Source organism: Bacillus paranthracis (assembly GCF_001883995.1).
In the GTDB taxonomy this organism is placed as follows: Bacteria; Bacillota; Bacilli; order Bacillales; family Bacillaceae_G; genus Bacillus_A; species Bacillus_A paranthracis.
The window spans coordinates 60,566-77,975 of the sequence record NZ_MACE01000013.1 but is presented as its reverse complement, the minus strand read 5'-3'; the positions used below and the strand labels follow the sequence as shown (position 1 = coordinate 77,975).

Genomic DNA, 17,410 nt, shown 5'->3' with positions numbered 1-17,410 from the left:
ACAGTTACTAAAACAGAAAAACCTACATATATTGAAATTAGAACGACTGTTCAAATTTTTGTATGAAACGACGGAAGGAGTCTACATTGAATAAAAGACGATACGATAGCGATTTAGCCAAAGAAATAATAGCAGAGAAGGCGACAGAATTATTTTCCTTAAAAGGATATACAAGAACTTCAATTGATAACATTGCAAAAGCCTCTGGTTATAGTAAAGGACATATATATTACCATTATAAAAATAAAGAAGAATTATTTGTTTATTTAGCTAAAGACAGTATGAGAAATTGGCACGATAAATGGGAATTAGCAGAAAAACAGTATACAAACGCTACTGGGAAATTATATGGGATAGCTAATTTTGTACTTTATAATTACACAACGCCATTATTAAGAGCAGGACAAGAACTTGCCTCTGATCCGAGCGCGAACCCTTCTACAATTCAACAACTCTATGGTTTAGCTGTTATCCCTTTAAAAACATATCAAAAAATTTTGGATGAAGGTATACAAAGTGGTGAATTTTATATAGAAAATGTTGAGGATTCAAGTCTTTTATTAGGTTCATGGCTAGGTGGATTATGTCAATTCATTCATTCATTTGAAACAGAGAAATTAGAAGTTTTATTTAATGAAGCCATTACGATTTTTTTACTTTCTATTTCAAACAAACATGCGTAGCATTACAAGCGAATTAGAACGATTGTTCAAATCTTTACACTCGTCCGTTTTCATTATATGTATTAACAACAGGAGGTTTTTTATATGGGTGAACAAAGAGTCGCAATTATAACTGGCGGAGCTTCTGGTATCGGTAAAGCTTTAGCTATTCAATTAGCAAATAAAGATATATTTGTAATTATCGCAGATATTAATGAAACAAGTGGTCAAGAGCTTGTGAATAATATAAAAAATAATAATCAACTAGCTAGGTTCGAATATTTAGATGTTACTAACGCTGAATCCGTAGAGGAACTTATTATAAAAATAGTTAATGAGTTTGGTAGAATTGATTATATGTTTAATAATGCTGGGATTGCTATGTATGGAGAAGTATTCGATATGTCTTTAGATAATTGGAAACATATTATTGAAATAAATTTATTAGGAGTAATTTACGGGACACAATTGGCTTACCAATTCATGAAAAAACAAGGATTTGGTCATATCATTAATACTGCGTCTGCAACAGGTTTAGGACCTGCTCCACTTTGTACCGCGTACGCAACAACAAAACATGCTATCGTCGGTTTAACAACGTCATTACATTATGAGGCAGAAGAATACGGTGTAAATGTAAGTGTACTTTGTCCAACTTTTGTAGATACACCCATATTTGAAAAATCAATTGCAATTAATATGAATAAGGGCCAAATTATAAAACAACTAAAAACAAATAAGCCGATTTCAGCAGACAAGTTTGCTGAAATTGCACTGAAAGCTATTCATAAAAATAAATTAGTTATATGTCCAATGCCGTTTAAAAAAACAATGGACGTATTCTTTACCTTATTTCCTTATCTTCATAAAAAGCTAATGCGTTTCATATGCCGAATTGGTCGAAAAGCAAAAATGAGGCAACTATAAATATCTGATTATTTTGTATTTACAGTTAAAGTGAATTGTGATAATATGGAAAAAATCAAATGCAGTGAAGAGAAGAGTAAATAAGATGAATTTTTCACAGAGAGCTCCATTTAGCTGAAAAGGAGTAAAAATTCTTTATTGAACCAAGCCTCTGAGCAGCGCATCGGAATCTATTAATAGAGGGTGGTGTGACGGGAGCTCCCGTTATAGAGCTATGGTATAAGCATGAATGAAAATGCAGTACCAGATAAGGTTAATATGGTGACATATTAACAAACTAGGGTGGCACCGCGATAATAAATCTCGTCCCTAAGATTAAAAGTCTTGGGGGTGGGATTTTTTTATTGGTTTAAAACAATTTGGAAAGCGGGGGCCAAAAATGAAAAACTTACTTAAAGATTGGAAATATCCTTTATTACTACTGTCCGGAGTTGGTATTGCAAATTTAGGGGCATGGATTTACTTAATAGCACTGAATGTACTTGTCTATCATATGGGTGGCTCAGCCTTAGCTGTTGCTACTTTATATGTAATTAAACCATTAGCTACTCTATTTACAAACGCTTGGTCAGGAAGTATGATTGATCGTTTAAATAAACGAAAATTAATGATTCACCTCGATATATATCGCGCGGTATTTATCGCTATTTTACCATTACTTCCATCACTTTGGATCGTTTATGTATTCGTATTCTTTATTAGTATGCCCAATGCAATTTATGAGCCAACTGCGATGACGTATATGACGAAATTAATACCAGTTGAACAAAGACAACGTTTCAACTCATTGCGTAGTTTAATAGGGTCTGGTGCCTCTGTAATTGGTCCATCGATAGCGGGAGCATTGTTAATAGCAAGTACACCAGAGTTTGCTATATATATGAATGCCATAGCATTTCTCTTATCAGGAGTAATTACCTTGCTACTACCTAATCTTGATAAAAAACCTGATATTCATACATCAAATGACAGGTTGTCTCTAGCTGTACTAAAAAAAGATTGGACCATCGTTTTAAATTTCAGTAAAAAATCTTTGTATATCGTTTTCGTGTACTTCTTATTTCAAGGGATGATAGTATTAACTGCCGCAAATGATTCACTTGAATTGTCATTTGCGAAAGAAGTTTTATTGTTAACAGATAGTGAATATGGTTTTTTAGTTAGTATTGCTGGAGCCGGATTTATTTTAGGAGCAATAACAAATACAATTTTATCAAAAAAATTAACACCTTCATTTTTAATTGGAATAGGATCATTTTTCATCGCAATCGGTTATATAATTTATGCTTTTTCAAATGGGTTTTTAATAGCTGCTATCGGATTTCTTATTTTATCTTTCTCTATGGCATATGCAAATACAGGATATTATACCTTTTATCAAAACAACGTTCCCGTTCACATAATGGGACGGATTGGAAGTATATATGAACTAGTAATTGCCGGCATAACCATTTTGATTACGATTCTATTCGGAGTTGCAACTCAATTTATTTCTATACAACTTGTAGTTATTGTAGGATCATTGGTAATGTTACTTATAACTATTATATTGTGTGTGTTTACTTTATTGCCTTCACATTCTAAGGTGAATTCTTCTGAGTCTATACATTCGAAATAGTTCTCTTAGTTTTGATTTAAATCTTACGATGTTCAATAGGAGGGTTATCCCTCCTATATATGGAAATATAAGAAAGGAGAACAATATTGATAAACGAGGGTGATTTTTGTAATGAAAACAAAAGATCAAATAGATAACATTGTAAAAGAAACATATCGTCATATAGATTTCTCTGGGGTAATTTTAGTGAAAGAAAAAAAGGGCATAGTTTATGAAGAAGCGTTTGGTTATGCAAATCGAAATGAGTGTATAAACAATACGCTACAAACTAGGTTTGGAATTGCCTCTGGGTGTAAAATATTCACAGCTATCGGTGTCTGTCAACTTGTTGAAAATGGGGTAATTACTTTTCAAACAAAGTTAAAAGAGTGTTTAAGTGTTAACTTTCCAAACTTTAATGAAGATATTACAATACATCACCTTTTGACGCATAGTTCGGGTATTCCAGATTATTTTGATGAAAGTATTATGGATAACTTCGAAGATCTTTGGAAACAAACACCTATGTATTTATTAAAAAGTTTAAAAGACTTTTTACCATTATTTCAAAACAGAGATATGATGTATGCACCAGGAAGTAAGTTTCACTACAACAATGCAGGTTTTATCATACTGGGATTAATAATCGAAGAACAGACAGGACTTAAATTTACGGAGTATATAGAAAAAAACATATTTAATCCAATTGGTATGAATCATTCGGGCTATTTTTCTTTAGATAGATTACCAAGGCAGACAGCTCTCGGATATATAAAAGATGAAATTAGCCAGACATGGAGAACAAATGCTTACTCTATTCCGATAAAAGGTGGTTCGGATGGTGGAGCTTTTATTACTGCGTCAGACATGCTGAAGTTTTGGGAAGCGTTATTTAACTATGAAATTATAAGCCAAGAATATACAAAAATACTTTTAACTCCTCACATCCAAGTAAATAATAATCAATCTTATGGCTATGGAATATGGATTGAAACAAGAGAAAACAAGATATTCAAATATCATGTAATGGGATATGACCCAGGCGTCAGTTTTCGTTCGGCCGTATATCCAGACTTAGGAATTACATTAGTTATTCCATCAAATAAAGAAGCAGGACCCGAAAAATTAATGATAGAAATAGAAGGAGGTTTTTAATTATATGGATATAGAAATTAGAGCGTATAGAAAAGAGGATGAAACCGGTTGGGTACGTTGCCGTGTGTTATCTTTTTTAGATACAGCTTATTACGATAATGTATTTAGAGAAAAGGAAAGATATGAACATCCGGCTATTGAACTAGTAGCTGTATATGAAAATCAAATTGTAGGTTTAATAGATATCGAATATGAATTAGAAGAACGTACAGTTTGTTCAAGAGGAACTGGTCTTGGTGGTATGATTTGGCATATTGCAGTTCATCCGGATTTCCGTAGAATGAAAATTGGTAATCAGCTATTAAAGGAAGCGGAGAAGTTAGCGAATGAACGTAACCTAAATCGCCTAGAAGCATGGACTAGGGACAATCTATGGGTACATGGATGGTATGAAAAGAACGGATTTGTAAAAGTAGATTCCTATTTACACGTATATAGCGATCATACAGACGAGATAAAAGGTGTAATGAAAAGTAATATAGATCAGTTATATCCAGTTCAAACATTTGCTCATTATACAGGTGAAAATAAAGAAGACATAAGAAAACAATTTAAACGAGTGCATGATTGTTTTTGTTTTGAAAAGTATTTTAGTTAACGAGAAACCCTTTATTTACTAAATAAAGGGTTTTCTAATTCTGCACGATTACATATGGATATATGGATTTTTAAATTAAAAAACATTACTATATAGTTATAAATTTTAATTATTAATTCATATGAAAGGATGTGTTAACAATTTGTATATGATCAACGGTAGCTTGTTTATTATTTTAGGGGTTATTTGTTATTTAATTGTACGTGGAATATTAATTGGTATCAAAAATAAAAAACATGTGATTTGGTGGAAAGAAATAATAAGTTTTTTATTCTTGGTCTACATTTGTATGGTTGTTGCAGTAACTTTATTCCCTTTACCAATCGGTTTTCCTTCTAATATTGAAAATCTGAATCGCTCGGTCAATATAATACCATTTGCATCAATTATTAAAGACATCAATCAAATTGGTAGTGCTTATGATGGAGATGCCCTATTTATGATTGGTCTAATTATAAGAAATGTAGGCGGAAATATTTTATTATTAATGCCTTTAGGATTTTTAGCACCAATCCTATGGGATAAATATAAAAAATTCAAAAATACAATTTTATTAGGATTTTCTATATCAACTAGTATTGAATTGCTACAATTAATTCAGTCTTTATTTAGTGGAGTGGGACGAGTTACTGATATTGATGATGTAATATGTAACGTTATAGGTTATATTCTTGGATACTTTATTTATAAAATCACTATTATGCTAGCTGCTAAATTTAACATTCAAGTATTTAATGAGACGGATTCTAAAAGAATAGAAACTATTGATAACTAACAATTCATACGTGTTAAAGTATACATTTATTTTGAATAAAGATGATAAAAGACGTACGAGTCAAAAGTACGTCTTTTTACTTTTATAAATAAGCTTATGGCTATTACATGGTGTAACATAATAAATAGACAATAGTATAATCGGAAATGAATAATACATTAATAAAAAAGTATAAATACATTCATCCCTTGTTTATCAATGCTGTGAACGGTAATACTAAATAACATTGAACTTTTATAACAAGGGATGATCATATGATATTCATTTACACGGATTTCGGCGGAACGCATTCAACTGCACTTGCAGCAGCTTATCATTTAAATAAATTACCAACGGATCGTAAGCTAACAAAAGAAGAAATATTAAATGTGGATTACTTTAATAAATTGAAAACTGAAGATATGGGGAAAATTATTTTTCATGGAGTAGATGAAAATGGTAACCCGGTTTATACGATTGGATGCGGCGCATCAAAAATCGTTGTACCTGCGATGAAGCATTTAGGAGAGATTCTGCAAAAACATTATCAAAGTCATGAAAAGATTATTTTTTCTAATACATCACCAACAGTGCCTTTACCAATGACTTTTGGCGGTCTGTTTTCTAGAAGGTTTCACATCGACTTTATCGGTGTACCGTTACTCGTATGGGGTGCAAAACTTAGCTGTGATAATGTACAAAGACTTGTTAGTTATACGAAAGAAGCCGGACGATTAACAAATGATTATGTTGTGATTTTAGATAATGAAACTTTTAAATAATGTAGGATAAAAGGAAAATCAAGCAAATTTCTTGATTTTCTTTTTAATTTGTGAAAAAGACAAGAAATATTCACATTTATCATCTATCTACTATAGCCAAAACAATAAAGTCCTGTTACTATTACAGGGATATTCTCTTTTCATAACATAAATATATAGAAAAATTAGAAAAGAGGAATTGAATTAAGGGAGGAACAACATGAAGCGTGTTGCTTGGATTACTGATAGTACAACTGCGAGTTTTACAACAGAAGGAGATAACTTTGTTATCCCAATTGAAGTTATTATTGATGGTGTGTCGTACAAAGATTGTGAAGAAGGTGTGCGTGAGCGCGTTTATAATGCTTTAAACGAAGGTAAAACTGTCACTACATCACAACCTAACATAGGGGAAATGGTAGAGTTATTTTCGAAATGCAAAGAAGAATATGAAGAAGGATTTGCAGTTGCTATTAGCGGAAAAGTAAGTGGAACCTATCAAAACATGAAGTTAGCTGCAGAAATGGCAGGTTTCCCATTAACGGTATTAGATAGTGAAACAACAAGTTATCCAATGGACGAACTAATTAGAAAAGCAAAATCGTTATACAATGATGGTATGACTTTACAAGATATACACAAAACATTAGTAGATGAAAAAAGAAGACCTTTCCACGTATTCCCGAAAAGTTTAAAAGGCCTTTATGCAAGTGGACGTGTAAAGGGAGTTCAATTTTTACTTGGAAGTTTATTAAGTGTCAACTTAATATTAGAAGTAAAAGGTGGAGAGCTTTTACTTGAAAAGAAAGTACGTAAAATCCAAAAATGTCGAGAATACATTAAAAATGAACTTGAAAAAGAATTGCCAAAAGTACTTCACATGTTCCATGCTAACGATAAAGATGGAGCTGAAGAATGGATTTCAGATATTAGACAAGCATTTCCTGAAATGGATTTCAAATTATATCCATTACCAATTTCATTTGCGGTACATGCAGGTGAAGGTACAATAGCAATTAGTTATTAAGAAGAAAACCCGTGAATGATACGCGGGTTTTTTTATTTATAAATGGTGCATACCACGCCACCATCAAGTTGAAGTTTTATAGCACTCTAGAACGAAATTTGTGTTAACTCGAAACAAAAATCTTATTTTATCATTTTTGGAGAGCAACCACAATTTCTTGACTTGATTTGAGATTAAAAATATAAACCTTTTCCTACTGGCTGAACAGTTTCTAGTACAATATCAACCATTTCTTCATTAAGTAGGGTCCTTATAATCCAAGCCGATAGTTCTTGAGCAGCAAAACAACCCGCAGCAGTCGATATATTTCCTTCGTTTACGAAACTTTTCTCAATAACGTCTACACCAAATTCTTTTAGCTGTTCTACTGCTGAGGGATATGTAGTAGCTTTTTTACCAGTTAGTAATTTTTTAGCTCCTAATAGTAGTGAACCAGAACACATAGATCCTATTAATTGTCTTTGAGGATCTACATGAATGCTATTCATATATTGTTGATTTTTATATAAATCCTTTACACCTTTACCACTCGCAAAAATTACAGCGTCGGCAAAAGGGATATCAGATATGCTTCCTGTCATGGGAATACGCAAGCCAGACATAGATATATGAGATTGTTCCGTCCCTAAAAGCTGGACATCCCAATCGGAAATACCACCGACTAAACGTACACGATTTAATAAATCCCATGGTAGAAAAACATCTATATCGGTAAAGTTATCGAAACAGACTATTGCAATTTTCATTTTCTAACCCTCCACTTATGTATATCATTTTATTAATAATATAAACATCTCTTTTTTATGTTCTATATCCAGTTATAAATCCCTGTATATTACACGTATATGAAGGAGGTGTAGTAATTTTTTAACGCCTCTAAACATAAAAAGATATAAAATCTTTTTCTTGGTTTCTATCGGTTTTTTGTACAAAACCAAGATCTGTAGCAATAACTCGTAAGGTATTGGGGATGAAAATCTTTAAAATCCTCAAGGAAATGAGTGTAATTTATTACACATACAAATAGAAATAAAAACGTCATCCTTTCTTATAAATTCTCAGATAGAAACACGTTTTTCGTTTTTAGGAGGGCATTTTTTCATTAGCTTGCTAATCTATATATAATATGATTTTTATAATTCCCCTAAAATAATTTTGACCTATTTATTTTTTTAATATAAAATAATATTCATCCAAATTTAACCAATATCATATAAAAGATGTATCTTTTTATATGCATAGGTATAAATCTCTTTAGTTTTTAGGAGAAAGGTTAATATGAAAGTAAAGAAACTAGTTACGCTTGCAATACCATTTATGCTATTATACGTGTCAGTTCAATTAACCAGAATACCTCAAGGCCATTTCAGCAACTGAACGAAATCGGAATGGATATTAATTTGAAGAAAAAGTTTCCGGAGCAACAAAAGATTGTAAGAAACTTCAAAAAATGTTAGAGGGTATACAAGAAGTTGACATTATTTATGTTTCGGACTTAACTCGAATTACTCGTAGTACAAAAGATTTATTTGAATTAATCAATAATATACGGAGTAAAAAGGTAAATTTAATATCCTTAAAAGATACATGGCTAGATTTATCAGAAGATAATCCCTACATCCAATTCTTAATTACTGTTATGGCGGGTGTAAACCGATTAGAACGTGATTTTATCCGTATGCGATAGCGTGAAGGAATTGAACTAGCTAAGAAAGAAGGAAAGTTGAAAGGTCGGTCAAAGAAGTACCATAAAAATCATGCAGGAATGAATTATGCAGTAAAGCTTTATAAAAAGGGAGATATGACTATAAATAAAAAACTTATGAAATTACAAATGTGTCTAGGCCTTATTATATAGAAAGCTATCGGAAAGGAACAGTTGATGAGTTATACCAAAGATCGGAAATATATAATAGAAAATAAGTTTCATATAGAGGTGAAATTATATGCCTAAAATTGACAATATGCTAGCAATTCTATGGATGCTTCGTTCAGGTGAAAAAATTACTGCAAAACAAATTTCAGAAAAGTTAGAGATAAATATAAGGACTGTGTATCGTTATATTGATACAATTTCAACTAGTGGCGTACCTATAATTTCAGAACCAGGACATAACGGTGGATACACTTTATTGAACAATTTTGTAGAGGCTCCTCTTTTTTTTGATTTTGAGGAGCAAACTTCACTATTTCACGCTGCTGTTTTTGCAGAAGAAGCCGGATATTATGGAGGTGAAGCCTTAAATAGGGCCATTTCAAAACTAAGTAAATACTCAAATCAAGAGCAAGAAACAAAGATAAACCAACATTTAACTAGTCTTGAAGTAATAAGTCGATTAAGTTCACTCTCTATAGAAACTTTTTTGAAGGAGTTGGAACAGGCCGTAGCTGACGGGTACTCAGTAAAAATTCTTTACCATAAAAGTGGCGAAAAGCAATTAAATTATAGATTGGTCGATCCATACAGAATTATCTATTGGAATAATAAATGGTATGTAATTGGATTTTGTCATCTTAGGAATGATATCCGTAGTTTTAGAGTAGATCGAATTGAAAGTTTAATACAAACCGAAAATAAGTTTAACCGGCCAGACAATTTTTCAGCAAGTGATTTTTTTATAAAAAGTCTTCTTCCAACTATAGAAGATAAGGAAAGTATTATTTCTTTGGTTATTAATGGGGATAAAAATGTATTGGCTGATATTTGCCAACATTGGTTTTTAGGACATTATTTACAAGAACGGACTTCAAATCAAGCAGTTTTTCTTCTTGAAAAAGATATGATATATAAATATGTACCTTATTTACTTTTACCGTACAATAAATCTATTAAAGTTATTGAGCCAATAAGTCTTAAGAATAGAATTATTGAAGTTCTGTCTGAATTAATAAAATTTCATCAAGTATGATAACTTCCCTGACGTTAACTGTCAGGGAAGTTATATTATAATAGCTATATAAATTGTGATTGGAGTGTTATTAGATGCAAACAAAAAAAGCTTTTTTATATGTATTTAATACAATGTCGGACTGGGAATATGGATATTTAATTGCTGAACTAAACTCAGGAAGATATTTCAAAAAAGATTTAGCACCTTTAAAAGTAATTACAGTAGGAGCTAATAAAGAAATGATTACTACTATGGGAGGGCTGAGCATAAAACCAGATATTTCCCTTGATGAATGTACTCTTGAGAGTAAAGATCTTTTAATTTTACCAGGAGGGACTACTTGGGGTGAAGAAATTCATCAACCTATCTTAGAAAGAATTGGTCAAGTTTTAAAGCTTGGCACTATTGTTGCTGCAATTTGTGGTGCAACTGATGCCCTTGCGAATATGGGATACTTGGATACTAGAAAGCATACAAGTAATAACTTAGAATATACTAAAATGGTATGTCCTAACTATAAAGGAGAAAAGTTCTATGAGTTGGGACCTGCGGTATCTGATGCGAATTTAGTTACTGCCTCAGGAATAGCTCCTCTGGAATTTGCAAGGGAGGTACTGAAAAAAATAGATGTATTTACACCAGATACATTACATTCATGGTATAACCTAAATAAGACTCATAAACCTAAATACTTCTTCCAGTTAATGAATTCAATAAAAAAATGAAATAACTAAAAAGCTCAATTTCTCTATTTTGATTTGCAGAGAAGTTAGGCTTTTTAATTTGGAATTCCCTTATCGATAACGATAAAAATGAACTTCGGTGTTATAAAAAACAAAATTCCCGTTTAGAGGATACGATAAAATCTTAGCTTGATAGGTATGTATTTGTACCCCTAGTATGTCAATTTTAATCTGTTATGAGAAAACACACGGATTTGTATCATCTTATGGTAAAATAAAGTTAAATATTCAGAAAATTCATTGTTTAAAAAAGCAGGATGATAATTAAATAAGATTTAAGTGATGGGGGTATAGTTAATACATGAGTAATGTACATTTTAGAGATATAGATGATACTAATGAATTCAAAGTTAGAAATATAAAATTAAGGTCTGGACAAGAAAAATTTATTGAAACCATAGATGAATGTTTAAATGAAGCTAATACCTATCATGAATGGCATCCGGTAGCTATATATTATGATGAAGAAATTATCGGATTTGCTATGTACGGTTCTTTTGGTCCTAATAAGGATACTTGGATTGATAGAATAATGATAGATGAAAAATATCAAGGCAAAGGCTATGGGAAAATTGCTATGATGAAACTTATTAATATAGTTTCAAAAGAATATGGGGTAAACGTTATATATTTAAGTGTCACTGAGGAAAACAGAACAGCTTATAACTTATACGAAAGTATAGGATTCGAGTTTATGAATGAAAGAGACCTAAATAATGGAGAACTCTTATTTAAGTACGCAATTAAATGAGAGCCATTTGAAATCGATTATTTCTTTACCAAAAGGTAAAGAAATGTTTACTATTCAACTCTTATAGGAGTAGCTCCCCATTGCTATTAAGATAGCAGAACAAAATTTCCTTAAATTAAAAATTACGCTATTCTATTTTTAGAATCATAGGAAAGGATGGCGTTTTTGTATGTTTATTCCTGTATCTGATGAATTACAATTATTTGCACAGGAGATTCAAAGTTTTTTATCTCCAAATGCCTTACGGGATCTTGCTAGAGATGTTGGTTTTGTATAACGAACCAGTAAGTATCCTTTGGTTAGTGGTTTATTAAGAATAAGCTTTTTATACAGAATATCTTTGATGTTCGAGATAATATATTTAGATTTATTTAATTCTAAAGAGTCCATTTCCCACCTCATAAATTATAAAATAAAGTAAATTCCCACTTAATTATATCATCATCCTAATTGAAGATTTCGCCTTTTCCTTGCTACCGATAATGAGACGTTATGTGAGCATTATACAACCTAAAATACAGAACATATCACTTTTCACTTTACCCCTATGTAATCTTCTACAGTAATCCTACTCCAATAGTTCACCGTTTATAGGTACATTTCATTAAGTAGAAATTAATAAATTTATTGAGGTTTAATAATTCTAATACTGATAATTTGACATACATTAAACCAAAAGTTGCATGTTATATTACTAGGCACAACAATATAAATGATACCATTTGTTTATTCCGTAAATATTGTTGATAAAAAAGGTGAAAGGATTTTTAAAGGTAAAAATAGAAATCTATATAAAAAAATATTTAAATGGTAGGGATATTATGAAAATCGGTAAGTTTGGAGAAGTAAATAACTTAAGTATTGATACAATTAGACATTATATGGATCTCAGTCTTATTATTCCTGAAAAAAAGGGAGGCCACTATTTTTTTGATGAGTATTGTCAAACAGATTTAGAACTTATAATACATTACAAAGATCTAGGATTTAGCTTGAATGAAATCAAAGAACTATTTTTTTATAAAAATTTAGCAAAATCTATGAATTACGAAAAAGATATCTTTTACCAATCTTTATTTAAACTAAAATATGACAAAATGGAACAGGAAATAGAACTTTTGGAGAAGAAACGGGATAAATTAAAGGGAGTGTTACATGATTTATTATTAACAAATGAAACTTCCAATACAATTATAGGGATAGATTTAAGTATACTACATTTACTTACATGTTCTAAGTGTAGACAAAAACTAATTCTTCAAGATGGAATTATTAATAACAATCAAATTACCGAGGGAAAGTTAATTTGTAATTGTGGTGAAGAATATATAATTACTTCAGGAATAATAACTGCTGGTAAATCATTTAAAGCAAATGAGCGAACGTCACTTGAAGATACTATTTCGGATTATATTCATGAAACTGATAATGCATATTTGGAAAATATGCTTAAAGAAGGGGAATGGGCGAAAAAGAAACTAATACATTTAGATTTAAATAACAAATTAATACTAGATATAGGATCAGGACTTGGGTTCTTTTTGAGGAGCATTTATGAAGAACTACCCGAAGATTGCCTATACATCGCAGTAGATAGAGATTTCAATAAACTTTTATTTTTAAAAGACGTATTAGCGAGAAAAAATCCGAGAAGAAATATTCTCTTTATCTGTGCGGATTTTTTGAACATCCCTATTCAAAATCGGTCAGTAGATATTGTAATTGATCACTCTGGTACGAGCAATTATAGTTTTGAACATGCGGATTTTTCACTTCACGAATTAAACCCACTTTTTAAATCCAATTGTTATTTATTAAGTTTATTTATTTTATTTAAAAATTTCAGCTTAAATAGCCAAATTACAAATAATTTTCGAGCAAATTTTACACTTTCCAAAATAAAGAAAGAACTCCAAAATCTACAGTTTCAATACATTGATGAAAGTACTTCAAATTATTTGGAACGAGGCGGAAAGTACGAGGATTTCTTTGTTCAAGGTGAAGAAATTTATACATATTCATTTTTCGGAAAAAGATGGGGTTAACCCCATCTTTTATTTATTTCCCCTTAAAATTATTCAAATCGTACATATTGCGATTGGGTTGACCCAAGAACTTACAATGTACGTAACACAAAATTAGGCAGGGGGAAAAGTTATGACAAGTTTACGGTTACATATAGAAAATAAAAAAAGAAACCAAGAACTAAGGAATATTTGTTTATATTCAATTGCAAAAACAGTATCAATATTCGGTAGCTCTATTTATAGTTTCGCATTAGGATTGTATGTATTACAAATAACCGGATCTGCTTTAAATTTCGCGATTACGCTTATTTTAGGAACGATTCCAATGATTGTTATGAATCCATTTGCCGGTGTAATTGCTGATAAGGTTGATAAAAAGAAACTCGTCGTTTGTATGGATGTACTAAGCGGATGCTTATTAATAACTGTTTATATAGTAAGCAACTATTATGGGTTAAACTTATTCATCATTTATACTACTACCTTTCTGATGACAGTATTTACAACATTTTTTGTAATAGGTTTAGAGGCTGCAAAACCAAATATCGTCTCTAAAGAGAGACTAATGAGTCTTAACTCTATAAGTAAAATTATCGATTCTATATCTTTAATTCTAGGGCCTATGTTAGGGGGCATTGTTTTTGCAGTCTTTGAGATGAACACTTTTATAATCATTAACGGTATTTCATTTATCCTTTCGGCTATATCCATATTGTTTATCAACTTTAAATTATGCGAGCAATACATAAATAAGGAATGTTCAATAAGGGAAATTAATTTTATGAAAGATATAAAGGAGGGATACTCTTACTTAATGGAGCGGGAGAGCTTAAAAAATACGTTTCGTATTTTAATTTCACTTAATTTTTTTCTAGGATTTTCTGTAACTGTTCCATTGCCATACATTATGAATACAGTTCTCAACATTAGTTCTAAACAATTTGGTTTGATCCAAGGGACTTTTCCAATAGGTATGATAGTTGGTGCAATAATAGTAAAAAAGATAACGAATCGTTTTTCTTATTCCTATCTATTGAAAAAAACAAGTTTTATGATGGCAATTTTTATGATAGTTTCAGGTGCACCTGTTCTATTCAAAAGTATTGAAGTGAATAAAATTGTATTTGTGACCATGTACTGCGCCATTATGTTCTTTTTAGGGTTAATGATAGCATTAATTGATATCCCTTTAATTTATTTTATGCAAAGAGAGATTCCAGATGAATATAGGGGCAGAGTGCTTAGTATTGGATTAAGTTTAGGTAAAATGATGCAGCCGATAGCACTGGCATTATCAGGTCTATTATTAAATCATATTCCATCCTACACGCTTCCAATTGGAGGAGGAATCGTATTTCTTATTTTAAATCAGGCTTACTCAAATAAATTGAATTTAGAAATTCATTCAAAAGGGTATAGTGTTGAACGTAATTAAATAATATCGAAATAGCGCAGGATCATCATCCTGCGCTTATCTATCGTAATTCAGCTGTTTTTCTAATAACAATCTTATCAATATCGTCTTCTTCATCACCAATAAATAACCCGCGTTCTTTTAAATACGCCTCAAAATATAAATCTGCTTCTGCACGTTCATCATATGGTTTTACAGATAGAACGAAACCTAATTTGTTTTGTTCCTCTAGATGAGAAGTGGAAATGTATGCCGGTACATTGTGGCGTAAAAAGAGTTCTTTAACCGGAATAATCATATCTTTCATTAATTTCGTTAACATACCCATTTCAAACTCGAAATTAAAACGATCTATACTACATAAATCGGCGAATACTACACCAATAAAACCTGTATTATATACTTCTTGATATTCTACTTCCTCGTTACCGTAAAAATTCTTTTCGATTAAATAATTTATAAAGTAAGCAACACCGTCACTTTGTTCAAAAGGCTTCGCTGAAAGAACAAATCCGATTTTCTTTTGTTTATGTAAATATACACATGACATGTATGCTGAAATGTTATGCTCTTTAAATAGAGAGCTTGTTGCCCCAGATAGACCATCTAATACGTGATGAACAATTTGAAGTTTTTTACGGGCGAAATAATAGGATTTCTTTTGTAACTCCAATGTATCAATAAAGACAGAGCCGATAAAGCCTGTATTTGAAATAATAGGTGTTTGCTTTTTTCTTCCTCTGCGCTTTGTTTGAGCCATTGTAAAAATCATCCCTTCATGTACAATTAAAATAAAAAAAGAACATTTGTTCGTATATGTATATTTTACTATTAAAACGCTCTAAAGTAAAGGGTTTTTGACGAAAAAACAACAAAAAAGACACCTGTAAAAGGTGCCTTAAACGTTGTAGGGAAGAGGGTTCATCCCAACTATTTATATTATGATACAGAAACAATCTCTTCCGTATCTTCTACATCTAAATGACAGTCCATTGTACGAACATCTTGATCTTCATGACTTCCGAAATAAATAGTAATTTTCATATGTATCGCTCCTTTATTCTAGGAATACCTAAAATAATTACTAGTAATGTTAATATTTATTATATACCACTTTTTTCATTCCGACAACGTTATATCATATTTAATTCTTTAAGGAGACAAAGAGTGATTTATAGAGATATTTTTATAGAAATAGGTATATTTCTTATATGTTATATTTAATACTGAAAGATTCGAATTTGAATTTTTATGAAAGGGGCAAAATGAATGAATTTTAAAAAGTTACTAATAGATAATTTTACATATAAAACTTCATATATTGCGCGGCAGGCACAGGGAATGAATGTAAAAGAAACGAAGGGTTACATTGCTGTCGACTGTGGTTTACCTGCAGATACATTTAATATCATTACTTTACTAAACAATAATGTAACGGAAAATATCGAGAAATTATATAAGGAGGTAGTATACTATAACCAAAAGAAATATCCAATGAGTGTTTGGTTTTGGGACGAGAAGCTAGAGGGGAATATAAAGAATGAATTAATAAAGCTTGGATTAAAAGAAACAGAACAAAATATCGCGATGGTAGCAAACTTACATACAATACATCCAACAACAAACTTGCCAGAAGGTTTTACGATACAAAAAGCATCTTCGTCAGGACAAATTAAAAAGTTTGGAGAAGCGTTAGCTAGTCTATTTGGTACATCCGAGGAAGGTATACATGTACAAGCATTCTACAATCAAACTGCTTCTTTCCATTTATGGAATAGTGAAAATATGAAACTATACTTAGGGTTTTATAAAGATGAAGTCGTATCGGTTGGTTCATTAGTGTGTACACAAGATAGTATTGGTATTTATGATATAGCAACGAAAGAAGAAATGAGAGGAAAAGGATTTGGTTCTACTATGTTTCATTACTTGCTGCAAGAAGCAAAGGAATTAAACGTTGCTCAATGTGTATTACAAGCTTCACCTGATGGGATTACTATTTATAAAAAGGCTGGTTTTCAATCTGTTGGACAAATGACGGTATTTGAAAATCGACATTTATTTGAATAAATTATCCAAGCCAAATTGCTTTCATGTAGGGGT

16 protein-coding genes, 1 pseudogene and 1 other annotated feature are annotated in these 17,410 nt (G+C 31.1%); of the genes and pseudogenes, 15 read left to right on the top strand and 2 right to left on the bottom strand.

Going from position 1 to position 17,410, the window contains the following annotated elements; all coding sequences use genetic code 11:
- Positions 1–86: 86 nt before the first annotated feature.
- From BAQ46_RS04295 to BAQ46_RS04260, 8 genes are all read left to right on the top strand, one after another.
- Positions 87–683: a TetR/AcrR family transcriptional regulator gene (locus BAQ46_RS04295; RefSeq protein WP_071741670.1), complete on the top strand. Its 597-nt coding sequence runs from the start codon at positions 87–89 to the stop codon at positions 681–683.
- An 84-nt stretch (positions 684–767) separates the two neighbouring features.
- Positions 768–1,589 (top strand): SDR family NAD(P)-dependent oxidoreductase, encoded by an 822-nt coding sequence (locus tag BAQ46_RS04290; protein ID WP_000504475.1) that lies wholly within the window; start codon positions 768–770, stop codon positions 1,587–1,589.
- 55 nt (positions 1,590–1,644) lie between these two features.
- Positions 1,645–1,903: a binding site (T-box leader), on the top strand.
- Positions 1,904–1,968: 65 nt separating this feature from the next.
- Positions 1,969–3,207, top strand: coding sequence for an MFS transporter (locus tag BAQ46_RS04285; protein ID WP_071741669.1), 1,239 nt, complete (start codon positions 1,969–1,971; stop codon positions 3,205–3,207).
- A 111-nt stretch (positions 3,208–3,318) separates the two neighbouring features.
- Entirely contained in the window at positions 3,319–4,341 is a 1,023-nt protein-coding gene (locus BAQ46_RS04280) for a serine hydrolase domain-containing protein (RefSeq protein ID WP_000849933.1), read from the top strand.
- 4 nt (positions 4,342–4,345) lie between these two features.
- Positions 4,346–4,939 carry a GNAT family N-acetyltransferase gene (locus tag BAQ46_RS04275; protein WP_000350625.1) on the top strand — a complete coding sequence of 198 codons (594 nt, stop codon included), beginning with the start codon at positions 4,346–4,348 and terminating at the stop codon, positions 4,937–4,939.
- A gap of 142 nt (positions 4,940–5,081) precedes the next feature.
- Positions 5,082–5,714 (top strand): VanZ family protein, encoded by a 633-nt coding sequence (locus tag BAQ46_RS04270; protein WP_071741668.1) that lies wholly within the window; start codon positions 5,082–5,084, stop codon positions 5,712–5,714.
- 254 nt (positions 5,715–5,968) lie between these two features.
- Positions 5,969–6,475 carry a DUF3189 family protein gene (locus BAQ46_RS04265; RefSeq protein ID WP_000576329.1) on the top strand — a complete coding sequence of 169 codons (507 nt, stop codon included), beginning with the start codon at positions 5,969–5,971 and terminating at the stop codon, positions 6,473–6,475.
- Between the two features lie 199 nt (positions 6,476–6,674).
- On the top strand, positions 6,675–7,481 hold the full coding sequence (locus BAQ46_RS04260) for a DegV family protein (RefSeq protein ID WP_000831948.1): 807 nt from the start codon (positions 6,675–6,677) through the stop codon (positions 7,479–7,481).
- A gap of 173 nt (positions 7,482–7,654) precedes the next feature.
- On the opposite strand, the gene BAQ46_RS04255 is transcribed toward BAQ46_RS04260, so the two are convergent.
- Entirely contained in the window at positions 7,655–8,227 is a 573-nt protein-coding gene (locus BAQ46_RS04255) for a DJ-1/PfpI family protein (protein ID WP_071741667.1), read from the bottom strand.
- 567 nt (positions 8,228–8,794) lie between these two features.
- Between BAQ46_RS04255 and BAQ46_RS04250 the strand changes: the two are divergent.
- The 6 genes and pseudogenes from BAQ46_RS04250 to BAQ46_RS04220 all read left to right on the top strand — a co-directional run bounded on the left by BAQ46_RS04250 (position 8,795) and on the right by BAQ46_RS04220 (position 15,328).
- A pseudogene (locus tag BAQ46_RS04250) lies at positions 8,795–9,364 on the top strand (recombinase family protein).
- A 63-nt stretch (positions 9,365–9,427) separates the two neighbouring features.
- Positions 9,428–10,390: a helix-turn-helix transcriptional regulator gene (locus BAQ46_RS04245; protein ID WP_001124123.1), complete on the top strand. Its 963-nt coding sequence runs from the start codon at positions 9,428–9,430 to the stop codon at positions 10,388–10,390.
- A 74-nt stretch (positions 10,391–10,464) separates the two neighbouring features.
- Positions 10,465–11,097: a type 1 glutamine amidotransferase family protein gene (locus BAQ46_RS04240; RefSeq protein ID WP_071741666.1), complete on the top strand. Its 633-nt coding sequence runs from the start codon at positions 10,465–10,467 to the stop codon at positions 11,095–11,097.
- 319 nt (positions 11,098–11,416) lie between these two features.
- Positions 11,417–11,866, top strand: coding sequence for a GNAT family N-acetyltransferase (locus BAQ46_RS04235; RefSeq protein WP_000072998.1), 450 nt, complete (start codon positions 11,417–11,419; stop codon positions 11,864–11,866).
- 821 nt (positions 11,867–12,687) lie between these two features.
- Positions 12,688–13,911, top strand: coding sequence for a MerR family transcriptional regulator (locus tag BAQ46_RS04225; protein ID WP_071741665.1), 1,224 nt, complete (start codon positions 12,688–12,690; stop codon positions 13,909–13,911).
- A gap of 112 nt (positions 13,912–14,023) precedes the next feature.
- Complete coding sequence (locus tag BAQ46_RS04220) at positions 14,024–15,328, top strand: MFS transporter (protein ID WP_000202837.1); 1,305 nt, start codon at positions 14,024–14,026, stop codon at positions 15,326–15,328.
- 40 nt (positions 15,329–15,368) lie between these two features.
- Here BAQ46_RS04220 and BAQ46_RS04215 read toward each other — a convergent pair whose 3' ends face one another.
- Positions 15,369–16,067 carry a hypothetical protein gene (locus BAQ46_RS04215; protein WP_071741664.1) on the bottom strand — a complete coding sequence of 233 codons (699 nt, stop codon included), beginning with the start codon at positions 16,065–16,067 and terminating at the stop codon, positions 15,369–15,371.
- Positions 16,068–16,576: 509 nt separating this feature from the next.
- Between BAQ46_RS04215 and BAQ46_RS04210 the strand changes: the two genes are divergently transcribed.
- Positions 16,577–17,377: a GNAT family N-acetyltransferase gene (locus tag BAQ46_RS04210; RefSeq protein ID WP_048557879.1), complete on the top strand. Its 801-nt coding sequence runs from the start codon at positions 16,577–16,579 to the stop codon at positions 17,375–17,377.
- Positions 17,378–17,410 lie beyond the last annotated feature (33 nt).

What these genes read in the sequence shown, in the direction of transcription:
- BAQ46_RS04210 (WP_048557879.1), top strand. Translation starts at nt 16,577, where the DNA reads ATGAATTTTAAAAAGTTACTAATAGATAATTTTACATATAAAACTTCA.
- BAQ46_RS04280 (WP_000849933.1), top strand. Translation starts at nt 3,319, where the DNA reads ATGAAAACAAAAGATCAAATAGATAACATTGTAAAAGAAACATATCGT.
- BAQ46_RS04220 (WP_000202837.1), top strand. Translation starts at nt 14,024, where the DNA reads ATGACAAGTTTACGGTTACATATAGAAAATAAAAAAAGAAACCAAGAA.
- BAQ46_RS04240 (WP_071741666.1), top strand. Translation starts at nt 10,465, where the DNA reads ATGCAAACAAAAAAAGCTTTTTTATATGTATTTAATACAATGTCGGAC.
- BAQ46_RS04275 (WP_000350625.1), top strand. Translation starts at nt 4,346, where the DNA reads ATGGATATAGAAATTAGAGCGTATAGAAAAGAGGATGAAACCGGTTGG.
- BAQ46_RS04260 (WP_000831948.1), top strand. Translation starts at nt 6,675, where the DNA reads ATGAAGCGTGTTGCTTGGATTACTGATAGTACAACTGCGAGTTTTACA.
- BAQ46_RS04255 (WP_071741667.1), bottom strand. Translation starts at nt 8,227, where the DNA reads ATGAAAATTGCAATAGTCTGTTTCGATAACTTTACCGATATAGATGTT.
- BAQ46_RS04245 (WP_001124123.1), top strand. Translation starts at nt 9,428, where the DNA reads ATGCCTAAAATTGACAATATGCTAGCAATTCTATGGATGCTTCGTTCA.
- BAQ46_RS04265 (WP_000576329.1), top strand. Translation starts at nt 5,969, where the DNA reads ATGATATTCATTTACACGGATTTCGGCGGAACGCATTCAACTGCACTT.
- BAQ46_RS04215 (WP_071741664.1), bottom strand. Translation starts at nt 16,067, where the DNA reads ATGGCTCAAACAAAGCGCAGAGGAAGAAAAAAGCAAACACCTATTATT.
- BAQ46_RS04235 (WP_000072998.1), top strand. Translation starts at nt 11,417, where the DNA reads ATGAGTAATGTACATTTTAGAGATATAGATGATACTAATGAATTCAAA.
- BAQ46_RS04225 (WP_071741665.1), top strand. Translation starts at nt 12,688, where the DNA reads ATGAAAATCGGTAAGTTTGGAGAAGTAAATAACTTAAGTATTGATACA.
- BAQ46_RS04285 (WP_071741669.1), top strand. Translation starts at nt 1,969, where the DNA reads ATGAAAAACTTACTTAAAGATTGGAAATATCCTTTATTACTACTGTCC.
- BAQ46_RS04290 (WP_000504475.1), top strand. Translation starts at nt 768, where the DNA reads ATGGGTGAACAAAGAGTCGCAATTATAACTGGCGGAGCTTCTGGTATC.